The organism is Stenotrophomonas sp. TWI273 (genome assembly GCF_039674765.1).
Classification (GTDB): domain Bacteria; phylum Pseudomonadota; class Gammaproteobacteria; order Xanthomonadales; family Xanthomonadaceae; genus Stenotrophomonas.
In genome coordinates this window covers 1-18,661 of the sequence record NZ_JBDJOA010000021.1, presented here as the reverse complement: position 1 = coordinate 18,661, position 18,661 = coordinate 1, and the positions used below count along the sequence as shown (strand labels likewise).

Genomic DNA, 18,661 nt, shown 5'->3' with positions numbered 1-18,661 from the left:
GATCAGGGAGCTGCACGCGCGCCGGTCGGCAGGCTGGCCGGAGCCAGCTGCGCGGACAAGGCTTCGTTCTTGTAGAAGGTGTAGGACAGGGTGATCGTGGTGATGTTGGCCGGCAGGTCGGGATCGACGATGAAGCGCACCGGCATGTCGCGTTTCTCGCCGGCCTGCAGGGTCTGCGCGGTGAAGCAGAAGCATTCGGTCTTGCTGAAGTAGCCCGATGCCTTGGCCGGTGCCACCGACGGCACGGCGCTGCCGACCAGCGCGCGATCGCTGTCGTTACGCGCGTAATAGAGCGCCTCGTTGAGCTCGCCGGGCACCACGTCCATCGTCAGCTGTTCGGGATGGAACGCCCACGGCAACTTGGAATTCACGCCGCCATCGAACTCCACCCGCACCGTGCGCTTGCCGGTGGCGGCTGCAGTGCCTGCCGCCGCGCCGGGGCCACGCTCCAGGCGCACACCGAACACCTTCTCGCAGGCGATGCGGTACAGCGGCACCAGCGAGAAGGTCAGCACGAACACCGCCAGCGCCACCCCGATCAGGCGGGGCAGGCCCGCATGACGCGCGGGTGCCGGGAGCGGATCGCTCATCGCCCGATCACCCCGCTGAGGATGAAGCCGCCATAGACCATCAGCGCGACGATCCCGACCGCCCACGCGGTGCGATGCGCGCGGCGACGTTGCAGGGCCTGCTCATCCGGCGTGCGGGTTGTGCTGGTCATGAGCGGCCTCAATGGGTGATGTCGTCATGGGCCAGATCACCCGGACGGATGGTCGGCGGCGTGGTGAAGGTATGCGCCGGTGCGGGCGAGGGAATCGTCCACTCCAGGCCCCGTGCGCCTTCCCAGCAGCGGTCGGCGGCCTTCGCGCCGTGACGCAGCGAGTGCCACAGGATCGCGGCCATCATGAAGGGCGTGACGAACATGCCGAACGCGCCGATCGAGCTGATCAGGTTCCAGTCCGCGAAGGCCACGCTGTAATCCGGGATGCGTCGCGGCATGCCGGCCAGGCCGAGGAAGTGCTGCGGGAAGAACAGCAGGTTCACGAACACGATCGACCACCAGAAGTGCACCTTGGCCCAGGTCTCGCTGTACATGCGGCCGGTCCATTTCGGCCACCAGTAATACACCGCGGCGATCAACCCGAACACCGCACCGGTGACCAGTACGTAGTGGAAATGGGCGACCACGAAGTAAGTGTCGTGGTATTGGAAATCGGCCACCACGATCGCCAGCATCAGGCCGGAGAACCCGCCGATGGTGAACAGGATCACGAAGGCCACCGCCCACAGCATCGGCGCTTCAAAGGTGAGCGAGCCGCGCCACATGGTGCTGACCCAGTTGAACACCTTCACCCCGGTCGGGATGGAGATGAGCATCGTGGCGAACATGAAGTAGATCTCGCCGCCCAGCGGCATGCCCACGGTGAACATGTGGTGGGCCCAGACGATGAAGGACAGGAAGGCGATCGCGGCGATCGCGTAGACCATGGCCTGGTAACCGAACAGCGGCTTGCGGCTGAAGGTGGGGATGATCTCGCTGACCACGCCGAACGCCGGCAGGATCATGATGTAGACCTCCGGGTGCCCGAAGAACCAGAAGATGTGCTGGTACATCACCGGGTCACCGCCACCTGCGGCGTTGAAGAAGCTGGTGCCGAAGAACTTGTCGGTGAGCAGCATCGTCACCGCACCGGCCAGCACCGGCATCACCGCGATCAGCAGGAAGGCGGTGATCAGCCAGGCCCAGCAGAAGATCGGCATCTTCAGCAGATCGATGCCGGGCGCACGCATGTTGAGCACGGTGGCGATGATGTTGATCGCGCCCATGATCGAGCTGATGCCGGCCACGTGGATGGCGAACACGCTGAAGGCCACGTTGTAGCCACCCTGCAGCGACAGCGGCGGGTACAGCGTCCAGCCACCGGCCGGTGCACCGCCGGGCAGGAACAGGGTCAGCAGCAGCAGGCTGAAGGCCACCGGCAGCAGCCAGAACGACCAGTTGTTCATGCGCGGCAGCGCCATGTCCGGCGCGCCGATCTGCAGCGGGATCATCCAGTTGGCCAGGCCGACGAAGGCCGGCATCACGCCACCGAAGATCATCACCAGCGCATGCACGGTGGTCATCTGGTTGAAGAACTCGGGCTTGACGAACTGCAGGCCCGGTTGCGCCAGCTCAGCGCGGATGATCACGCTCATCGCCGCACCGATGATGAACATGATGAAGCTGAAAAGCAGGTAGAGCGTGCCGATGTCCTTGTGGTTGGTCGAGAAGAACCAACGCTCGAAGAACCCCTGCTGATGCCCGTGATGCCCGTCGTGGTCAACTGCGGAATGCGCCATCGCAACTACACCTCACTGTATCCGGTGGTACCCGCATCCGCCGGCTGGCGGACGCGGCTCGATTTCAGGCGTTGCTGTCTGTTGCTGCCGCGGCAGGCTCGCTGGCCGGTGCCGGTGCCGGGGTGGCCTCGGCCGGGGCAGCCGGCGCGGGCGCCGGAGCGGCCTCCGGCGCAGGGGCCGGCGCAGGCTTCTTGGAGGCCAGCCATGTCTGGTAATCCTCCTTGGAGACCGCCTCGACCACGATCGGCATGAAACCGTGATCCTTGCCACACAGCTCGGCGCACTGGCCGCGGTACACGCCGACCTGTTCGATGTTGGTCCAGGCTTCGTTGATGAAGCCGGGAATCGCATCCTGCTTCCAGCCCAGCGCCGGCACCCACCATGCGTGGATGACGTCGTCGGAGGTGATCACGAAGCGCACCTTGGTATCGACCGGCAGCACCAGGCGGTTGTCGACATCCAGCAGGTAATGCGGATGGCTGTCCCGGGTCGGCACCACGCCACTCTGGCGGACCCGGTCGGACTCACGGTCCAGGCGGCTGGTGAAGCTGACGTTCTCACCGAGGTATTCGTACTTCCACATCCACTGATACCCGGTGACCTTGACGGTCATTTCCGAATCGCGGGTGTCGTAGAACTTGATCAGATTGGCCGTGGCCGGCCAGGCCATCACCACCAGGATGATCACCGGGATCACCGTCCAGATGACCTCGGCCTTGGTGTTGTGGCTGAAGGTGGCGGCCACCGCGCCCTTGGATTTGCGGAATTTGAAGATCGCGTAGAACAGCGCGCCGAACACCAGCACCCCGATCACGGTACAGACCCACAGCGAGAACAGGTTGGACTCCCACGCCAACCGCGAGCTCTGGGTCACGCCCTTGCCCATGTTCAATTGCCACGGTTTGGGGTCGGCCGCCTGGGCCCACGCCATGGCCGGCGCCAGCAGCGCGACCCCGCTCAACACTGACTTCCCGAACGTCCTGCCCCACTTTCTGCATTGCTTCATTGCCTAGACCCTTAGCGTCGTCGGTTGCGGCCGTCATTGGCCGCGAGCAAGCCTTCTAGTTTCTGAGCCAGTACCTGGCGTTCGGCCGGTGCGAGGAAACTCCCCACGTCCACCTGCCGACCGCTGGATGCCAGCCGGACTCTGCGCTCGTCGGCGATCAGCCTCACCCAGTGCGGGTGGGCGCTGAACACCGGCGAATGCCCGGGTGCGGGAATCACTTCCACACACGCCGGCACTACCCGGATCTCTTCCTGCCGTTCTCCACTGCGCCACACCGTGCGCAGCGCCACTGCCAGCAACACGCTGTACAGCAGAGCAAACACGGGGGCGAATACATTGCCGGTGAACCAGCCCAGGCCAGCCGCCAGCCACATCACCCCCGCCAACACCGCAAACAACAGGACGAACTGCCGGGCATCGAGCGCCCGTGGGGGGCGCAGCCGCAGTTGCGTCCCTGATCCGTCCGGAGCGATGAGCACCTCGATCATGTCGCAACCGCGTTTTTTCCTGCCGCGGGAAACGTCTCGATGGTAGCCCCGCTCTCCAGCGAGTAGCAAGGGTCCATTCACAGTTTCAGGAATGTTGCAATACAGCATTGCCTGCGGCGGCCGTTTTGACGAAAACAGCACAATAAATGGCGGGCGGGTCGAATCCGCCGAATCCCCCTGTATGAAAGGCGATGCGCCACATGGGCGCGACCACGAAAAGCCCTTGACTCCCCCAGAAAACGATTAAAATGGTCAAGTTCTCCACGAGCCGACCGGCATGACTGCATCCTCTGTCCTTCCCCCTGCCCCGGCATCGTCCGGCGCCGCCCGCCCGCCGCTGCTGTCCCCCGAGCTGCCGGCCGTCCCCAACGCGTTCCGCCAGGCGATCACCGATGCCTGGCTGAAGGACGAGGCCACCCATGTGCGCGAGCTGCTCGAGCAGGCACGCCTGCCGGCCGCCGAGCAGGCCAAGGTGCAGGCCACTGCTGCCGACCTGGTCAAGCGCGTGCGCGTGCGTGCCCAGGACCAGGGCGCGATCGAAGCCTTCATGCGCCAGTACGATCTGGGCAGCGAAGAAGGCGTGCTGCTGATGTGCGTGGCCGAAGCACTGCTGCGCATTCCGGACCAGGAGACCGCCGACAAGCTGATCCGCGACAAGCTCGGCGATGCCGACTGGAAGAAGCACATGGGCGGCAGCGACTCGGTGCTGGTCAACGCCTCCACCTGGGGCCTGATGCTGACCGGCCGCCTGGTCCAGATCAACGATGCCACCCGCGCCGATGTGCCGGGCGCGTTCAAGCGCCTGATCGGCCGCGTGGGTGAGCCGGTGATCCGCCTGGCCGTGCGCCAGGCGATGAAGATCATGGGCCACCAGTTCGTCATGGGCCGCACCATCGACGAAGCGCTGTCGCGCTCGCACAAGGGCGACAACGCCAGCTACCGCTATTCGTTCGACATGCTCGGCGAAGGTGCGCTGACCATGAAGGACGCCAAGCGTTACCTGGAAGACTACCGTCGCGCGATCCACTCGATCGGCGGCGACCACAAGGCCCGCGGCGGCCGTCCCGATGGCGACGTCAATTCGGCACCGGGCATCTCGATCAAGCTCTCCGCGCTGTACCCGCGCTACGAGCACGCCAAGCGCGCACGCGTCATGGCCGACCTGGTGCCGGGCGTGCTGGAACTGGCGCAGCTGGCCAAGTCGTACGGCATCGGCTGCACCGTCGACGCCGAAGAAACCGACCGCCTGGAACTGTCGCTGGACATCATTGAAACCGTGGTCAGCGATGCCTCGCTGGCCGGCTGGGAAGGCTTCGGTGTGGTCGTGCAGTCCTACCAGAAGCGCACCCCGTACACGATCGACTACCTGGCCGACCTGGCCCGTCGCATCGGTCGCCGCCTGCAGGTGCGCCTGGTCAAGGGCGCGTACTGGGATGCGGAGATCAAGCGCGCGCAGATCGACGGCCTGCTGGCCTACCCGGTGTTCACCCGCAAGCAGAACACCGACGTCTCCTACCTGGCCTGCGCCAAGCGTCTGTTCACGCACAGCGATGCGATCTACCCGATGTTCGCCACCCACAACGCGCACACCATCGCGGCGGTGCAGGCGATCGCCAGGGGCGGCCAGTACGAGCACCAGAAGCTGCACGGCATGGGCGATGACCTGTATGCCGAAGTGGTGCCGGCCGACCGTCTGAACGTGCCGTGCCGCGTGTATGCGCCGGTCGGTTCGCACGAAGACCTGCTGCCGTACCTGGTGCGTCGCCTGCTCGAGAACGGCGCCAATTCCAGCTTCGTCAACCGCATCACCGACGAGAACGTGGCCATCGACGACCTGATCCGCGATCCGGTCGAAGTGGTCTCCTCGTTCGCGTCCATCCCGCATCCGAAAATCCCGCTGCCGGTCGATCTGCTGCGCAGCCAGAACCATGACAGGAAGAACTCCATGGGCGTCAATCTCGCCAACGACAACGATCTGCGCGCCCTGGCCGAGCAGCTCAACGCCGCCGTGAAGCCGTGGCACGCCGCGCCGCTGGTGCCGGGTGCCAACCCGACCGGCGCACTGTTGAACGTGGCCAACCCGGCCGACACGCGCCAGGTAGTGGGCCAGTGGCAACCGGCCGACAGCGCCACCGTCGAGAAGGCGCTGGCCAATGCCGTCGCCGCGCAGCCGGCCTGGAACCGCACCCCGGCCGCCAGCCGCGCCGCGATCCTGGAACACGCCGCCGACCAGCTGGAAGCGCGCATGCCCGAGTTCATGGCGCTGTGTGTCAAGGAAGCCGGCAAGAGCCTGCCCGACGGCATCGCCGAAGTGCGCGAAGCAGTCGACTTCCTGCGCTACTACGCCAAGCAGGCGCGCGAGCAGTTCGGCCACGCCGAAAAGCTGCCCAGCCCGACCGGTGAATCCAACGAACTGCAGCTGCATGGCCGCGGTGTGTTCGTCTGCATCAGCCCGTGGAACTTCCCGCTGGCGATCTTCCTGGGCCAGGTCAGCGCCGCGCTCGCCGCCGGCAACAGCGTGATCGCCAAGCCGGCCGAGCAGACCAACCTGATCGGCTACTACGCGGTGAAGCTGCTGCTCGACGCCGGCGTGCCCGAAGGCGTGCTGCAGTTCCTGCCGGGCGACGGCGCGACCGTCGGTGCCGCATTGACCGCCGACCCGCGCGTGGCCGGCGTGGCCTTCACCGGCTCCACCGACACCGCCCGTGCGATCAACCGCGCGATGGCCGCCCGCGACGCCGCCATCGGTGTGCTGATCGCCGAAACCGGCGGCCAGAACGCCTTCATCGCCGACTCCTCGGCGCTGCCGGAACAGCTGGTCAAGGATGCGATCGGTTCGGCCTTCACCTCGGCCGGCCAGCGCTGCTCGGCCGCGCGCGTGCTGTTCGTGCAGGACGACATCGCCGACAAGGTGATGACCATGCTGTCCGGCGCGATGGCCGAACTGAAGGTCGGTGACCCGGGGCTGCTGTCGACCGATGTCGGCCCGGTGATCGATGCCGACGCGCTGCAGATCCTCAAGGACCACGCCGTGCGCATGGAGAAGGAGGCGCGCCTGATCGCCGCTGCCACGCTCAGCGACGAAGCCGCGCACGGTACCTTCTTCGCGCCGCGTGCGTACGAACTGAAGACCCTGGACCAGCTGCACAAGGAAATCTTCGGGCCGGTGCTGCACGTGATCCGCTGGAAGGGCGACCAGCTCGATGCGGTGATCGACCAGATCAACGCCACTGGCTACGGCCTCACCCTGGGCGTGCATTCGCGCATCGATGAAACCGTCGACCGCATTTCCTCGCGCATCAACGTCGGCAACGTGTACGTCAACCGCAACCAGATCGGCGCGGTGGTCGGCGTGCAGCCGTTCGGCGGCCAGGGCCTGTCCGGCACCGGCCCCAAGGCCGGCGGCCCGCACTACCTGCTGCGCTTCGCCACCGAAAAGACCGTCACCGTGAATACCACGGCGGCCGGTGGCAATGCCTCGCTGCTGACCCTGGGCGACTGATCTCCGGCGTCATGCAGCAAACGAAAAACCCCGCGAAAGCGGGGTTTTTGTGGGGCCCGGCACGCGCTTGGCGTTGCCGGCCAGCGGCCCGGATCACGGGCTTTCGATGGACTCGATCTGGTCCTGCATCAGCAGCTCGTTACCCATGTAACGCTCGAACTTGATGCGGCCGAAACCGGCGGCGTACCACGCCTCGATACGGCCGTCTTCGAAGGTCGCGGTGACGTGGCAGGTGTCCTTGAACGTGCGCGGCTGGCTGTCGACATCCGCTTCAATGTTCTCGAAACCGACGAAGGTGTAATCGGAAAAACCGTCGTAGTCGATCGGCTCGACGGTTTCGTCGACATGGTTGGTGCGCTCGCCCGCGCCGGTGAGCTCGAAACGATCGCCCGGCTTGGCGCTCTGCGGGAACGTCGGCGCCGGCTTGAAGGTGTCGGTCCGCGTGGGGCCGTCGCTGGACATGCTGTAACGCTCCTGGCCCAGCAGCTGGCGGCCGCTGATGTCATGGAACGTGGCCATCCCGATGCCACCACCGGCACTGTGCACCTTGAGGGCAGTCTGGCCAGCGAAGGTGACTTTTTGGATGGTCAGCGTTTCATCGGCGTTGGACCAGGACAGGCCCGGGGTCAACGTGAAACAGGCAGCGAACTCCGGCGCGGCAATGGCAGGCAGCGAGAGACCGGCCAGACCAATGGCGAGCGTGGAGCGCAGCAGCAGAGACGACATATACAGATCCTTGTCAGTAAGCACGGGACGGCAGGGCGCAGTCCGGGCGGGGATTGTACGTCGTGCTGGATGTCATTCCAGTGTTCATCGTTCCGGCCGCGCGGCGCGCGTGATCATGTCGATGCGACCTGCGATTGCAGATGCGCGTAACCGGCCGCCTGCACGAAGTCGTTCAAGTGCCACAGTCGGCCGTTGGCCGCCCAGTGGCCATCGGCGATATCGGTCATCACGATCGAACTCAGCAGCACGCGCGGATCGCCCGGTGCCACGCAATCGGCGATGGCGTCGTGCAAGTGCAGCGCGTAGTCGGCGCGTTGCTGCACATCCAGCACGCCCTGCGGAATCCGCACCTCGACCTGGCAGGGAATGCCGCGTGCGCCGATATCCAGGCCGCCACACAGCCAGTGGCCGGCCGCGAGTTCCTGCAGCATCACCCAGCACAGCCGCTGCTGAGCTGGTTCGGCACCCAGGCCGCTGGCGCGGACGGCGGCGTCATGCACCGCCTGCAGCAGGCGTTGCCGGGTAGCGGCGTCGAACGCGTTGGCGGGAAGGGTGAGGGTGATGTTGGGCATGCGGATCGACCGGTTGCGTAAGGGGCCTCCATTGGAGCCGAACGCCACACCGCGCGACATCGGCCGATCCGACATCTTTCGTGCACAATCAGCCAATGCACGATTTCACTGTCATCGTCCTGCCGGGTGCGTTCGCCTCCAGCGTCGCGCTTACCTTGGACATCCTCACCACGGCCGCCACCCTCGCCCCGCGCCTGGGGCTGCCGGTGCCGCGCTGGCAGGTCTGCAGCCCGGCGCGCAGCGCTGTCCGCCTGGGAACGCACCTGCAGCTGCGTGCCGCGCCGATGCCACGCGTGGCCGATGCGCAGGCGTGCTGGATCGTGCCAGGGCTGGGCGTGGAGGATCCCGACGCCATCGCACAGCGGCTGGGTGAGCCCGACATCCCGGGGGTGGTGCGGGCGCTGCGCGCGCACGTGGCGGCGGGCGGGCGTGTCGCGGCCTCCTGTGCCTCCGTCTTCCTGCTGCACAACGCCGGGCTGCTGACCGGGCGCAGCGTGACCACCACCTGGTGGCTGGCCGGCGCGTTGCAGCGGCAAGCGCCGGAGTGCCAGGTCGATCCAGACCGCATGGTGATCGACGACGCGCCGCTGATCACAGCCGGTGCTGCGCTCGGGCACACCGATCTGATGCTGTACCTGCTCCGGCAACGCTTTGGCCCGGCGCTTCCCGATGCGGTGGCGAGGGCACTGCTGCTGGATCGTCGGCAGCTGCAATCGCCGTTCATGGTCCCGGCGATGATGGCGCAGGGCAACGCGCTGATCGCCTCGCTCACCGCGCATATCGAAGCTACCCTGCCGGCCACGGTCAGCGTCGGCGCGCTCGCCGCGCATGCCGGCATGTCCACGCGCACGCTGTCGCGGCAGGTGGGCAAGGCGACCGGGCAAGGGCCGCTGCACCTGATCCGCAGCGTGCAGTTGAACCAGGCGCGCGCCCTGCTCGAGAACAGCCGCTACTCGGTGGAGACCGTGGCCGAGCGGGTGGGCTACCGCGATCCCACCGCGCTGCGCCGGCTGATGCGCAAGCGCCTCAACGCCACGCCGCGGCAGTTGCGCTGATCCGGTCCGCATTCTCTGCAGGCAACAAAAAACCCCGCTTTCGCGGGGTTTTCTGCTGCTGCGTTCAACCGATCAGGCGTTGATCAGAACTTGTAGTTGAACGAAGCGGCCAGCACGTCGCCACGGACCTTGTACTTGCCGTTGAGCGAGTTGCCCTGGTTGCCCTGGGTCGGCTTGACCAGGATGTTCGGCTCGCTGGTGAACAGGTGGGTGTAACCGAAGTTGTATTCGGTGTTCGCCGACGGGGTCCAGCCCACGCCCAGCGACAGCCACTTGCGGCTGGTATCCGGCACGCGGACGTCGCGGTGCGCGTCGGTGGTCGGGGTCTGGTCCAGCGCCACACCACCACGCAGGGTCACGGTGTCGCTCAGCTTGTAATCGGTACCCAGCGAGACGAAGGTCGTGTCGCGGTACGCGAAGTTCAGCTCCGAGTTCGGCTGGTTGGAGGCGAAGTCGATGGTGACCGTGTCGAACGCGGTCGACCACGCGGTGCGGGTCACATCACCCATGACGGTCCAGCGGTCATTGATGTTGTGGGTGACGCTCAGGGTGGCCGAGGCCGGCAGGGTCAGCGTGGCCTTGCCGCTGGTGTTGACGAACACGCCCGGCTGGGTCGCTGCCAGAATCGTCGCCGTACGGCCACCATCGTTGGGCAGATCAAAGTTGGCATCGCCGCCGGTGATCTTGTGCTCGACCTTGGAGCGGTAGCTGATGCCGATGTGGGTGTTCTCGTCCGGGCTGAACAAACCGCCGACGGTCCAGCCCACGGCGTTGTTGTCACCCTTCACGGTCGACTTGCCATCGGCGCTGCCCGGCGCGTAGCCCGGCACGCGACCGGCGAAGAGGGCGCCGAAGTCGACAGCCTGGCTCAGCTCGATGGTCAGGTGCTCGACGAACACGGACGCGCCGAAGGACACGTACGGGTTGACGTCGTAGGACGCGGCAAAGCCCAGGTCGATGGCCTTCATATCGGTCTTCAGACCGCTGTAACGGCCGACCCAGCCATTGTCATAATCGGTCTTGAAGCCGAACGGGGCGGTCAGCGAGACGCCGAAGTGGGCCTGCTCGCCGATCGGCATGTGGAAGTACGCGGCCGGAACCGGGGCGATCATGCCGGCGTCGCCGCCGTTACCGCCCGTCTGCGGCTGACCTACGCCGTTGCGGCCGGTGCCCTTGTACTTGGCCGAGAAGCTGATGGCGCTCAGGTCGCCCTGGACCTGCATGCCCTCGAGCTGGCGCATGCCGGCCGGGTTGACGGCCATGATCGAGGCGTCGCCGGCGGCGCTGCCGGAACCGGCAAAGGCGCGGCCGAGGCCCTTGGCGCTGTTTTCCTTCAACTGGAAGGCGGCAGCGTTGACGTGGCCCACGGCCAGGACACCGGCGATGCCGACGGCCAGGGCGGTGACGCGGGCAAGAGTGGAAGCGGTATGCATTGTTGGTTCTCTCCGGAAAGCGGTGATGTTGGCAACGCGCGCCTGCGCCGCCCCTCCCCTTGATGGGTCAGGACAACGCGCCGGATTCCCCTCCCGACATACGACGCCGTATGCGAGTATACCGAGAGCGGTTAATGAAACAATAACGTAAGTCGCCCTTGTGGCTATTCATGCTGAACGCGACATATCCCCGTCAGGTCAGCCTCCGCGCTAGGCTAGTGCCCGCATGTTCGTGTCGACCCCCTCCCGCAAGAAAGCCGCCTACCGCTGGGCCACCCCCCTGCTGTTCGCCGCGCTGTGGGTGGCCTTCCTCTGGTCGATCTCCCGGCCGGACGATGCGCGGCGCAGCCTGTGGATGGACTGGGGCGCCCTCTCGACCGGCCTGACCCATCCGCTGGACTGGTGGGCGACCCTGCAGGACGGCAGCGTGCTGCGGCTGTTCACCGCGCTGTTCCTGCACGCGGACTGGTCGCACCTGCTGGGCAACCTGGTGTTCCTGCTGATCTTCGGGCTGCCGGCCGAGCGCGTGCTGGGGCCGTGGCGGCTGATGCTGCTGTTCCTGGTGGGCGGGGCGATCTCGAATCTGACCGCCATCTACACCATGGGCAACCCGGACCAGATCATCATCGGTGCCAGCGGCGCGGTGTCGGCCTTGATCGGCGCCTACCTGGCCCTGTTCCCAGGCGCGCGGCTGGGCGTGGTGATCCCGCTGGGCCTGTTCCTGGAATTCGTCCGCGCCCCCGCCTATCTGCTGATCGGGGTCTGGGCGGCGCTGCAGGTGGTGTTCGCCTACATCGGCCCGACCTTCGGGATGGTGGCCTGGTGGGCGCATATCGCCGGCTTCGTGTTCGGCCTGGGCTACGGCGTGTATGTGCGCGCGGCGATCGCGCGGCGGCTGCGCAAGCGGCATGGGTTTTGAGGGCATGACCGGGAGCGGGTCGGCCGACAGATCGGCCAACGGGTAGTGCCGGCCGCTGGCCGGCTCCACGCAGGGTTGGATTCGAGCAGAGCCGGCCAGCGGCCGGCACTACCGGTCAGGGCTTGATCGGTGCCGTCGAGGCCGGGGCTTCCGGCTTGGCCGGTGCGGGCGTCGCCGATGCAGCCGCAGGCTGTTCGGCCGGCTTGGTCTCTGCCGGCTTGGTCTCTGCCGGCTTGGTCTCTGCCGGCTTGGTCTCTGCCGGCTTGGTCTCTGCAGGCTTCGTTTCTGCCGGCTTGACCGTTGCATCGGCAGGCTTTGCCACCGCTGCCGCTGCCGCCGCCGGCTTGGCCGCCGGCTTCTTCGCGGCCTCTGCCTTCTGCCGGGCCAGCACCGAACCGGGCTGCTTCAACTCGGCCAGCGCGTCATTGATCGGGCCATCGCCCGGCAGCACGTCACCGGCCTTGTAGCCTTCGGTGCCTTCTTCGTCACCGCGCAGGTGGCCGGGCAACGTGGCTTCGCTGTAATCGGTCAGGCTGGCCGGCAGGTCGTCATCGCCGGCGCGCTTCTCCGGCTGCAGCAGCACGTCGGGGATGATGCCCGTGGCCTGGATCGACTTGCCGCTCGGGGTGAAATATCGCGCGGTGGTGAGCTTCACCGAGTCACCGTTGTCCAGCGGCAGTACGGTCTGCACCGAGCCCTTGCCGAAGGTGCGGCTGCCGACCACGCGCGCGCGGCCGTTGTCGCGCAACGCGCCGGCCAGTACTTCGGAGGCACTGGCCGAGCCGGCGTCGGCCAGCACCACGACCGGCGCGCCCTTGAGCAGATCGCCCGGGGTCGCATCGAAACGGGCATCGCTGATCGAGATGCGGCCGCGGGTGCTGACGATGTTGCCCTTCTCGAGCAGATCGTCGGCCACCTGCACGGCGGCGGTGAGCAGGCCACCCGGGTTGCTGCGCAGATCCAGCACCAGGCCCTTGAGCTTGCCACCGGCCTGCTGCTGCAGCTGGGCAACGTGCTTCTGGAAATCGGCACCGGTGTCGGCCTGGAAGGTGCTCAGGCGGATGTAGCCATAACCAGGCTCCAGCATCTTGCTGCGCACGCTGGTGACGCGGATGGTCTCGCGGGTGACGGTGACATCGAACGGCTTGGGCTTGCCTTCGCGCACCAGGGTGAGCACGACCTTGGTCCCGGCCACGCCGCGCAGCGGTTCGGTGGCTTCGATCGCGCTGATCGGCTTGCCGTCGATGGCGATGATCAGATCGCCGGCAAGAATGCCCGCGCGTGCGGCCGGGGTATCGTCGATCGGCGAAATGACTTTCAGGCTGCTGTTGTCGGGCTGCTGCTGCAGCTCCACGCCGATGCCGTCGTAGGCGCCGTTGGCCTGCTCATCGAAGGCTTCGGCGTCTTCCTTGTCGAAGTAGGTGCTGTGCGGATCCAGGTCCAGCAGCAGGCCACGGATGGCGGACTGCATCAGCTTCTTGTCGTCGACCGGATCCACATAGGCGGCGCGCACCGCGTTGTAGACGGCGACGTAGCGGCGGATCTCTTCCAACGGAACCCGTGAGGTCACCGCTTCTTCCGTGGTGGCCGCATCGGCCCCGCGTGCCGGCGCTTCGGCGGTCTGCTGCGCCCAGGACACCGCGGGCAACAGGGCCAGCAGCAAGGTGGCGGAACGGGCTACGCGCATGAAGCACTCCAGGATGAGCGGGGGACGGTTGACCACGCACGGGGGTGCGTCGCCCGATTATGCGCGAAGCGACGATAAATTCCCGTTGAACCCCGTGCCTGGCGGCGCCCCCGTGTTGGGCGCGGTTTATCGCCGCTGCAGCCAGCTGCCCGGGTCCACCGGCTGTCCATTGCGGCGCAGTTCGAAGTACAGCGCGGTCACGCCCTGGCCACCAGAATTGCCGACCTTGGCCACGGCCTCGCCCTTCTTCACCGTGGCGCCGGCATCACGCAGCAGCGTGTCGTTGTGCGCATAGAGGCTCATGTAGCCGTTGCCGTGATCCACGATCAGGATCATGCCGTAACCGGTCATCCAATCGGAAAACACCACCGTGCCATCTGCCACGGCGGTGATGGTGCTGCCGGCGGGCGCGCCGATCAGCACGCCACTGCTGGTGCGGCCATCGGGCAGCTTGCCGCCATAGCGAGCGAGCAGATTGCCCGACAACGGCCAGCCCAGACCGCCCACCTTGGGCGCGGGCGCGGAGGCAACCGCAGGGGGCGTCTTGGTCGCGCGCGGCGGCGGGCGCGTGCCGCTCGCAGCAGCGGCGCGATCAGCCTTCTCGGCGGCCGCCTTCTCCGCGGCGGCACGTCGCGCGGCAGCACGGCGCTCGGCCTCGGCACGGGCGGCGGCCGCACGCAGATTCGCGAGCAGTGTTTCCAATGCCTTGGCATCCTGGCCCAGGGCTTTTTCGCGCTCGCTGCGGTCTTTGTACCGCTCGTCCAGCGAGGCGACCGTGGCCGCCCGCTCGCGACGATCGTCGGCCAGCGTGGCAACCTGCTGTTTCTGCTGCTGGCGGGTGCCTTCCAGTGCCTTGCGTCGTTCGACGATTTCCGTCTCCACGCGCTGCAGTTCGGTGAGATCAGCCGTCAGTGACTGGATACGCTGCGCGCGCTCGCGCTGCAGATACCGGTGATAGGCCAGGCTGCGGTTCGCATCGGCGACACGGTCCTGCGACAGCAGCAGCTTCAACGGTGCGTTGTTGCCGATGCGGTACGCCGCGCGCAGCAGCGAGGCCAGTTCCGCGCGCTGCTGCTGCAGGCCGGCCTGCAGCGCATCGCGCTTGGCCTGCAGTTCGTTCATGGCGCGGGTTTCGCGCTGCAGTGCGGTTTCGGTCTGGGCCAGCACGCGCCCGGTGCGGGCGACCTTCTCATCGGCATCGCGCAGCTGGCGCGACGCCTGCCCGCGCTGACCTTCCAGATTCCGCCGCTCCTGGGCCACGCCCTTGAGCTCGCTGCGCAGTTTCTGCAGCTTGCGTTCGGCTTCCTTGGAGGATTGCGCAGCCAGCGGGCTGGCGCCGAGAACGGCCACGGCCAGCAGCAGCGCACGCAACGCCGGGGTCAGCCACTGCGTGCGACCGCGTCCGTCGGTCGGATTGTTATCCCGGCGTGAGGAAAAGGCGTTGTGGCGCAAGGGCTTTCCAGTGACTTCAGGCAGATGCGGATTGCAACGATGCATGGTGACATTCCTGCAGGCGGCCTGCCAGCCGCGCTCCACCATCGAGGTTCCCATGAAACGCTCCCTGCTTCCGCTGCTGCTGGCCCTGACGCTGCCCTGTGCGCCGGCCTTCGCAAGCGACAACATCAGCAAGGTCAACGGCAGCATCTCCGCCGAGGCCGGCCAAAGCTACGGCAATCTGGAGACGGTCAACGGCGGCATCAAGGTCGCCGAAGGTGCGGTCACCGGTCGCATCGAAACCGTCAACGGCGGCATCCGCGTGGCGGATCGCGCGCGCACCGGCGGCATTTCCACGGTCAATGGCAGCGTGCGGGTCGGGCGCGAAGTGGTTGCCAGTGGCGGCGTGGACACCGTCAACGGCGGCATCTTCCTGGATCGGGGCACCCAGATCGACGGCGGGCTGGAAACGGTCAACGGCAGCATCGGGCTGGTCGAAACGCGCGTGGCGCGCGGCATCGAAACCGTCAACGGCGACATCACCGTGGGCGTGGGTTCGCAGGTCGAAGGCGGGATCGAGGTCAAGAAGCCGAACTTCAACCTGTCGCTGACCCCCGGCCGCAAGCCGCGCGTGATCATCGGACCGAACGCGGCAGTCAACGGGTCGCTGCAGTTCGAGCGCGAGGTCACCCTGTATGTGCACCGCACTGCCCGCATCGGCCCGGTCAGCGGCGCCGTGGCCGTGCCCTTCGATACCGACACCGCACCGCAGGATTGATATGGTGGTGACTGGTGCCATGCGCACCCGCCTTTCCCGTTCCAGGAACCGATGATGCCCCGCAAACTTCTGTTGTGCCTTGCCGCTGCCGCTGCGTTGACCGCGTGCAAGGGCGAATCCGCCGCGCCCACCGCGGCACCCGCCACTGACGCGGCACCGACCGCGCCGGGCCATGCCTTCTCGCCCGAGATCAACGCCGGCGACTTCGCCGAGCTGGTCAAGACCCTGGCCTCGGATGAATTCGAAGGCCGCTCGCCGGGCAGCAAGGGCGAAGAGCTGACCGTCAATTACATCCGCGACCAGATGCAGCGCATCGGCCTGCAGCCCGGCAACGGCGACAGCTGGTTCCAGGACGTGGCGATGACCGAGACCACGGCCGATGAGTCGACCGTGTTGACGCTGGACCAGGCCGGCAAGACCCGCGAGCTGAAGTTCGGCACCGACATGGTGATCGGTACCCGCAGCGGCCAGCCGGACGTGAAGGTCGAGGCCAGCGACCTGGTCTTCGTCGGCTACGGCGTGGATGCGCCGGAGCAGAAGTGGAACGACTATGCCGGCCAGGACTGGAAGGGCAAGACGGTCGTGATGTTCGTCAACGATCCCGGCTTCCACGTCAACGACGAGAAGCTGTTCGACGGCAAGCGCATGACCTATTACGGGCGCTGGACGTACAAGTTCGAAGAGGCCGCACGCAAGGGCGCCGCCGCCGCGCTGATCGTGCATGACACCGCCGGTGCATCGTACGGTTGGGACGTGGTCAAGAACTCGTGGGCCGGCCCGCAGTACGACCTGCCGGCCAAGGATGACCCGGAAGCGCGTCTGCCCGCACAGGGCTGGCTGAGCGCCGAGGCGGCACGCCAGCTGTTCGCCGAGGCCGGCCTGGATCTGGACAAGGCCTACAAGGACGCCAGCAAGCGCGGCTTCAAGCCGGTGCCGCTGAAGGCCAAGGTGTCCTTCGATCTGAAGAGCACCATCGCCGAGAAGAAGTCGCGCAACGTGGTCGGCGTCCTGCCGGGCAGCAAGCGGGCCGATGAAGCCGTGCTCTACATGGCGCACTGGGATCACCTGGGCAAGCACGAGGGTGAGCAGGGCGACACCATCTACAACGGTGCCGTCGACAACGCGACCGGCGTGGCCGGCATCCTGGAAGTCGCCGATGCGATGGTGCACCAGCAGCCGGCACCGGAGCGTTCGGTGGTGTTCCTTGCAGTGACGCTGGAAGAGTCCGGCCTGCTGGGCTCGAAGTACTACGTCAGCCACCCGACCTTCCCGCTGGACAAGATCGCCGGTGTGATCAACATCGATGCGATGTCGGTGGCGGGCCGTGCCAAGGACATGACCGTGACCGGCTTCGGCAGCTCCGAGCTGGAAGACATCCTCAAGCCGTTGGCCGCTAACCAGGGGCGTACCCTGCACGGCGAGACCGCGGTGCAGAGCGGTTTCTACTTCCGTTCGGATCACTTCAACTTCGCCAAGGCGGGGGTGCCAGCGCTGTATGCAGACGGGGGTGAGGATCTGCGCGACGGCGGTGTCGAAGCGGGCCGCAAGGCCGCCGAGGACTACGGCAGCCACCGGTACCACGGCCCGAAGGACGAGTTCGATCCGGCCACCTGGAAGCTGGATGGCACGGTTGAGGATCTGCAGCTGCTGTATGGGGTTGGCAAGGAACTGGCTGGCGGCGATCGTTGGCCGAACTGGTACGAAGGCAATCCGTTCAAGGCGGCTCGCGATGCGATGATGAAGGGCAAGGGCGCTGAGACGCCGGCCGCGGAGTCTGCGCGCTAAGCGGTTGGTTGCTGTGACGTGATCTTTGCTTCATGAAAACGGCGCCTTTCGGGGCGCCGTTTTTTTTGGTTCTTTTCCCCTCCGCGTGACGAGCATGAAGCGCGGCAGCTTTCCAAGTGCGGCGGCGGCTAGGTTGGCCGGGCGGTGGGCCGCGATACCCTTGCCGGCGAATGTCCCCCGGCCGCCGCCTTGCGGCGACGGCCTCCGCCTTGATTTCGCCCACAAGGGCATCGCGACCCACGTGTGGAGACCACTGGCGCCGCAAAGCGAGCTCCGGTTAGCAGTCCGCGTACCGCACGCGCAGCCCCGTAGCGGCCGGTAGGCTCCTGGGCAAAATCAAGGAGGAGGGCGTCGCCTGCAGGCGTCGGCCGGGGGACATTTGCCGAGGAGCCTACCGAGCGCTGCGGGGTCCTCACGCTCGCGGAGGATGTAAGCGGAGACGCCACCATTCCCAAAACACAGAACCTACCCAACGACACCCGCCGCACTGGCCGCATACGCATGACCGTGCTCATCTGCTGTGGCACGTGAAATGAGACGCTCCCCTCCGTGGGGAGAAGGACAAAAAAAACCCCGCTGCGTGAGCAGCGGGGTTTTGGGTGTAAACCCTGGCGATGACCTACTCTCGCATGGCTTAGGCCACACTACCATCGGCGCAGCTGCGTTTCACTTCCGAGTTCGGGATGGGATCGGGTGGTGCCACAGCGCTAATTTCACCAGGGAGACGGTTGGAGCAGCGCGTTGCGCCAGCTCAGCAGAGGTCTCTTCCGAGAAACAGATACCTGCAAAAACCAGGTGCCTGCAATAAAGGAAAACCCCGCTGCATGAGCAGCGGGGTTTTCGGGGTAAAAACCCTGGCGATGACCTACTCTCGCATGGCTTAGGCCACACTACCATCGGCGCAGCTGCGTTTCACTTCCGAGTTCGGGATGGGAT

Annotated in this window: 15 protein-coding genes and 1 rRNA gene; 5 read left to right on the top strand and 11 right to left on the bottom strand. The window is 66.5% G+C overall.

What is annotated here, in order from left to right; genetic code table 11:
• Window positions 1-2: 2 nt before the first annotated feature.
• From ABE571_RS17045 to ABE571_RS17025, 5 genes are all read right to left on the bottom strand, one after another.
• On the bottom strand, window positions 3-590 hold the full coding sequence (locus ABE571_RS17045; protein ID WP_346494251.1) for a cytochrome c oxidase assembly protein: 588 nt from the start codon (window positions 588-590) through the stop codon (window positions 3-5).
• A complete protein-coding gene (locus tag ABE571_RS17040) occupies window positions 587-721 on the bottom strand; it encodes a hypothetical protein (RefSeq protein ID WP_259462181.1) in 135 nt (44 codons plus the stop codon). Before ABE571_RS17040 ends, ABE571_RS17045 begins: the two co-directional genes overlap by 4 nt.
• 8 nt (window positions 722-729) lie before the next feature.
• The gene (gene ctaD, locus ABE571_RS17035) at window positions 730-2,340 is read right to left on the bottom strand and encodes a cytochrome c oxidase subunit I (protein ID WP_019185997.1); all 1,611 of its coding nucleotides are present in this window, start codon (window positions 2,338-2,340) and stop codon (window positions 730-732) included.
• 64 nt (window positions 2,341-2,404) lie between these two features.
• Window positions 2,405-3,346: a cytochrome c oxidase subunit II gene (gene coxB / locus ABE571_RS17030; RefSeq protein WP_313212741.1), complete on the bottom strand. Its 942-nt coding sequence runs from the start codon at window positions 3,344-3,346 to the stop codon at window positions 2,405-2,407.
• 11 nt (window positions 3,347-3,357) lie between these two features.
• Window positions 3,358-3,834: a DUF2244 domain-containing protein gene (locus tag ABE571_RS17025; RefSeq protein ID WP_070426473.1), complete on the bottom strand. Its 477-nt coding sequence runs from the start codon at window positions 3,832-3,834 to the stop codon at window positions 3,358-3,360.
• Window positions 3,835-4,111: 277 nt separating this feature from the next.
• Here ABE571_RS17025 and putA point away from each other — a divergent pair, with 277 nt between their 5' ends.
• The gene (gene putA / locus ABE571_RS17020) at window positions 4,112-7,336 is read left to right on the top strand and encodes a bifunctional proline dehydrogenase/L-glutamate gamma-semialdehyde dehydrogenase PutA (protein WP_346494249.1); all 3,225 of its coding nucleotides are present in this window, start codon (window positions 4,112-4,114) and stop codon (window positions 7,334-7,336) included.
• Window positions 7,337-7,429: 93 nt separating this feature from the next.
• On the opposite strand, the gene ABE571_RS17015 is transcribed toward putA, so the two are convergent.
• Both ABE571_RS17015 and ABE571_RS17010 read right to left on the bottom strand, forming a co-directional pair.
• Complete coding sequence (locus ABE571_RS17015; protein ID WP_346494247.1) at window positions 7,430-8,062, bottom strand: hypothetical protein; 633 nt, start codon at window positions 8,060-8,062, stop codon at window positions 7,430-7,432.
• Window positions 8,063-8,175: 113 nt separating this feature from the next.
• A complete protein-coding gene (locus ABE571_RS17010) occupies window positions 8,176-8,634 on the bottom strand; it encodes a hypothetical protein (RefSeq protein ID WP_346494245.1) in 459 nt (152 codons plus the stop codon).
• A 95-nt stretch (window positions 8,635-8,729) separates the two neighbouring features.
• Between ABE571_RS17010 and ABE571_RS17005 the strand changes: the two genes are divergently transcribed.
• Entirely contained in the window at window positions 8,730-9,689 is a 960-nt protein-coding gene (locus ABE571_RS17005) for a helix-turn-helix domain-containing protein (protein WP_313212747.1), read from the top strand.
• Window positions 9,690-9,772: 83 nt separating this feature from the next.
• On the opposite strand, the gene ABE571_RS17000 is transcribed toward ABE571_RS17005, so the two are convergent.
• Window positions 9,773-11,122: an outer membrane protein transport protein gene (locus ABE571_RS17000; protein ID WP_313220131.1), complete on the bottom strand. Its 1,350-nt coding sequence runs from the start codon at window positions 11,120-11,122 to the stop codon at window positions 9,773-9,775.
• Between the two features lie 226 nt (window positions 11,123-11,348).
• Here ABE571_RS17000 and ABE571_RS16995 point away from each other — a divergent pair, with 226 nt between their 5' ends.
• Window positions 11,349-12,041: a rhomboid family intramembrane serine protease gene (locus ABE571_RS16995; RefSeq protein WP_313212749.1), complete on the top strand. Its 693-nt coding sequence runs from the start codon at window positions 11,349-11,351 to the stop codon at window positions 12,039-12,041.
• Between the two features lie 115 nt (window positions 12,042-12,156).
• Here the strand turns inward: ABE571_RS16995 and ABE571_RS16990 are convergent, their stop codons facing one another.
• Window positions 12,157-13,728, bottom strand: coding sequence for a S41 family peptidase (locus tag ABE571_RS16990; protein WP_346494243.1), 1,572 nt, complete (start codon window positions 13,726-13,728; stop codon window positions 12,157-12,159).
• A gap of 126 nt (window positions 13,729-13,854) precedes the next feature.
• Complete coding sequence (locus ABE571_RS16985; RefSeq protein WP_313212751.1) at window positions 13,855-15,279, bottom strand: peptidoglycan DD-metalloendopeptidase family protein; 1,425 nt, start codon at window positions 15,277-15,279, stop codon at window positions 13,855-13,857.
• Between ABE571_RS16985 and ABE571_RS16980 the strand changes: the two genes are divergently transcribed.
• Window positions 15,278-15,940: a hypothetical protein gene (locus tag ABE571_RS16980; protein ID WP_313212752.1), complete on the top strand. Its 663-nt coding sequence runs from the start codon at window positions 15,278-15,280 to the stop codon at window positions 15,938-15,940. The two genes, ABE571_RS16985 and ABE571_RS16980, sit on opposite strands and share 2 nt — an antisense overlap.
• Window positions 15,941-15,994: 54 nt before the next feature.
• Complete coding sequence (locus ABE571_RS16975; protein WP_346464588.1) at window positions 15,995-17,725, top strand: M28 family metallopeptidase; 1,731 nt, start codon at window positions 15,995-15,997, stop codon at window positions 17,723-17,725.
• Between the two features lie 606 nt (window positions 17,726-18,331).
• Here ABE571_RS16975 and rrf read toward each other — a convergent pair.
• Window positions 18,332-18,446: ribosomal RNA gene (gene rrf / locus ABE571_RS16970) — 5S ribosomal RNA — on the bottom strand.
• Window positions 18,447-18,661 lie beyond the last annotated feature (215 nt).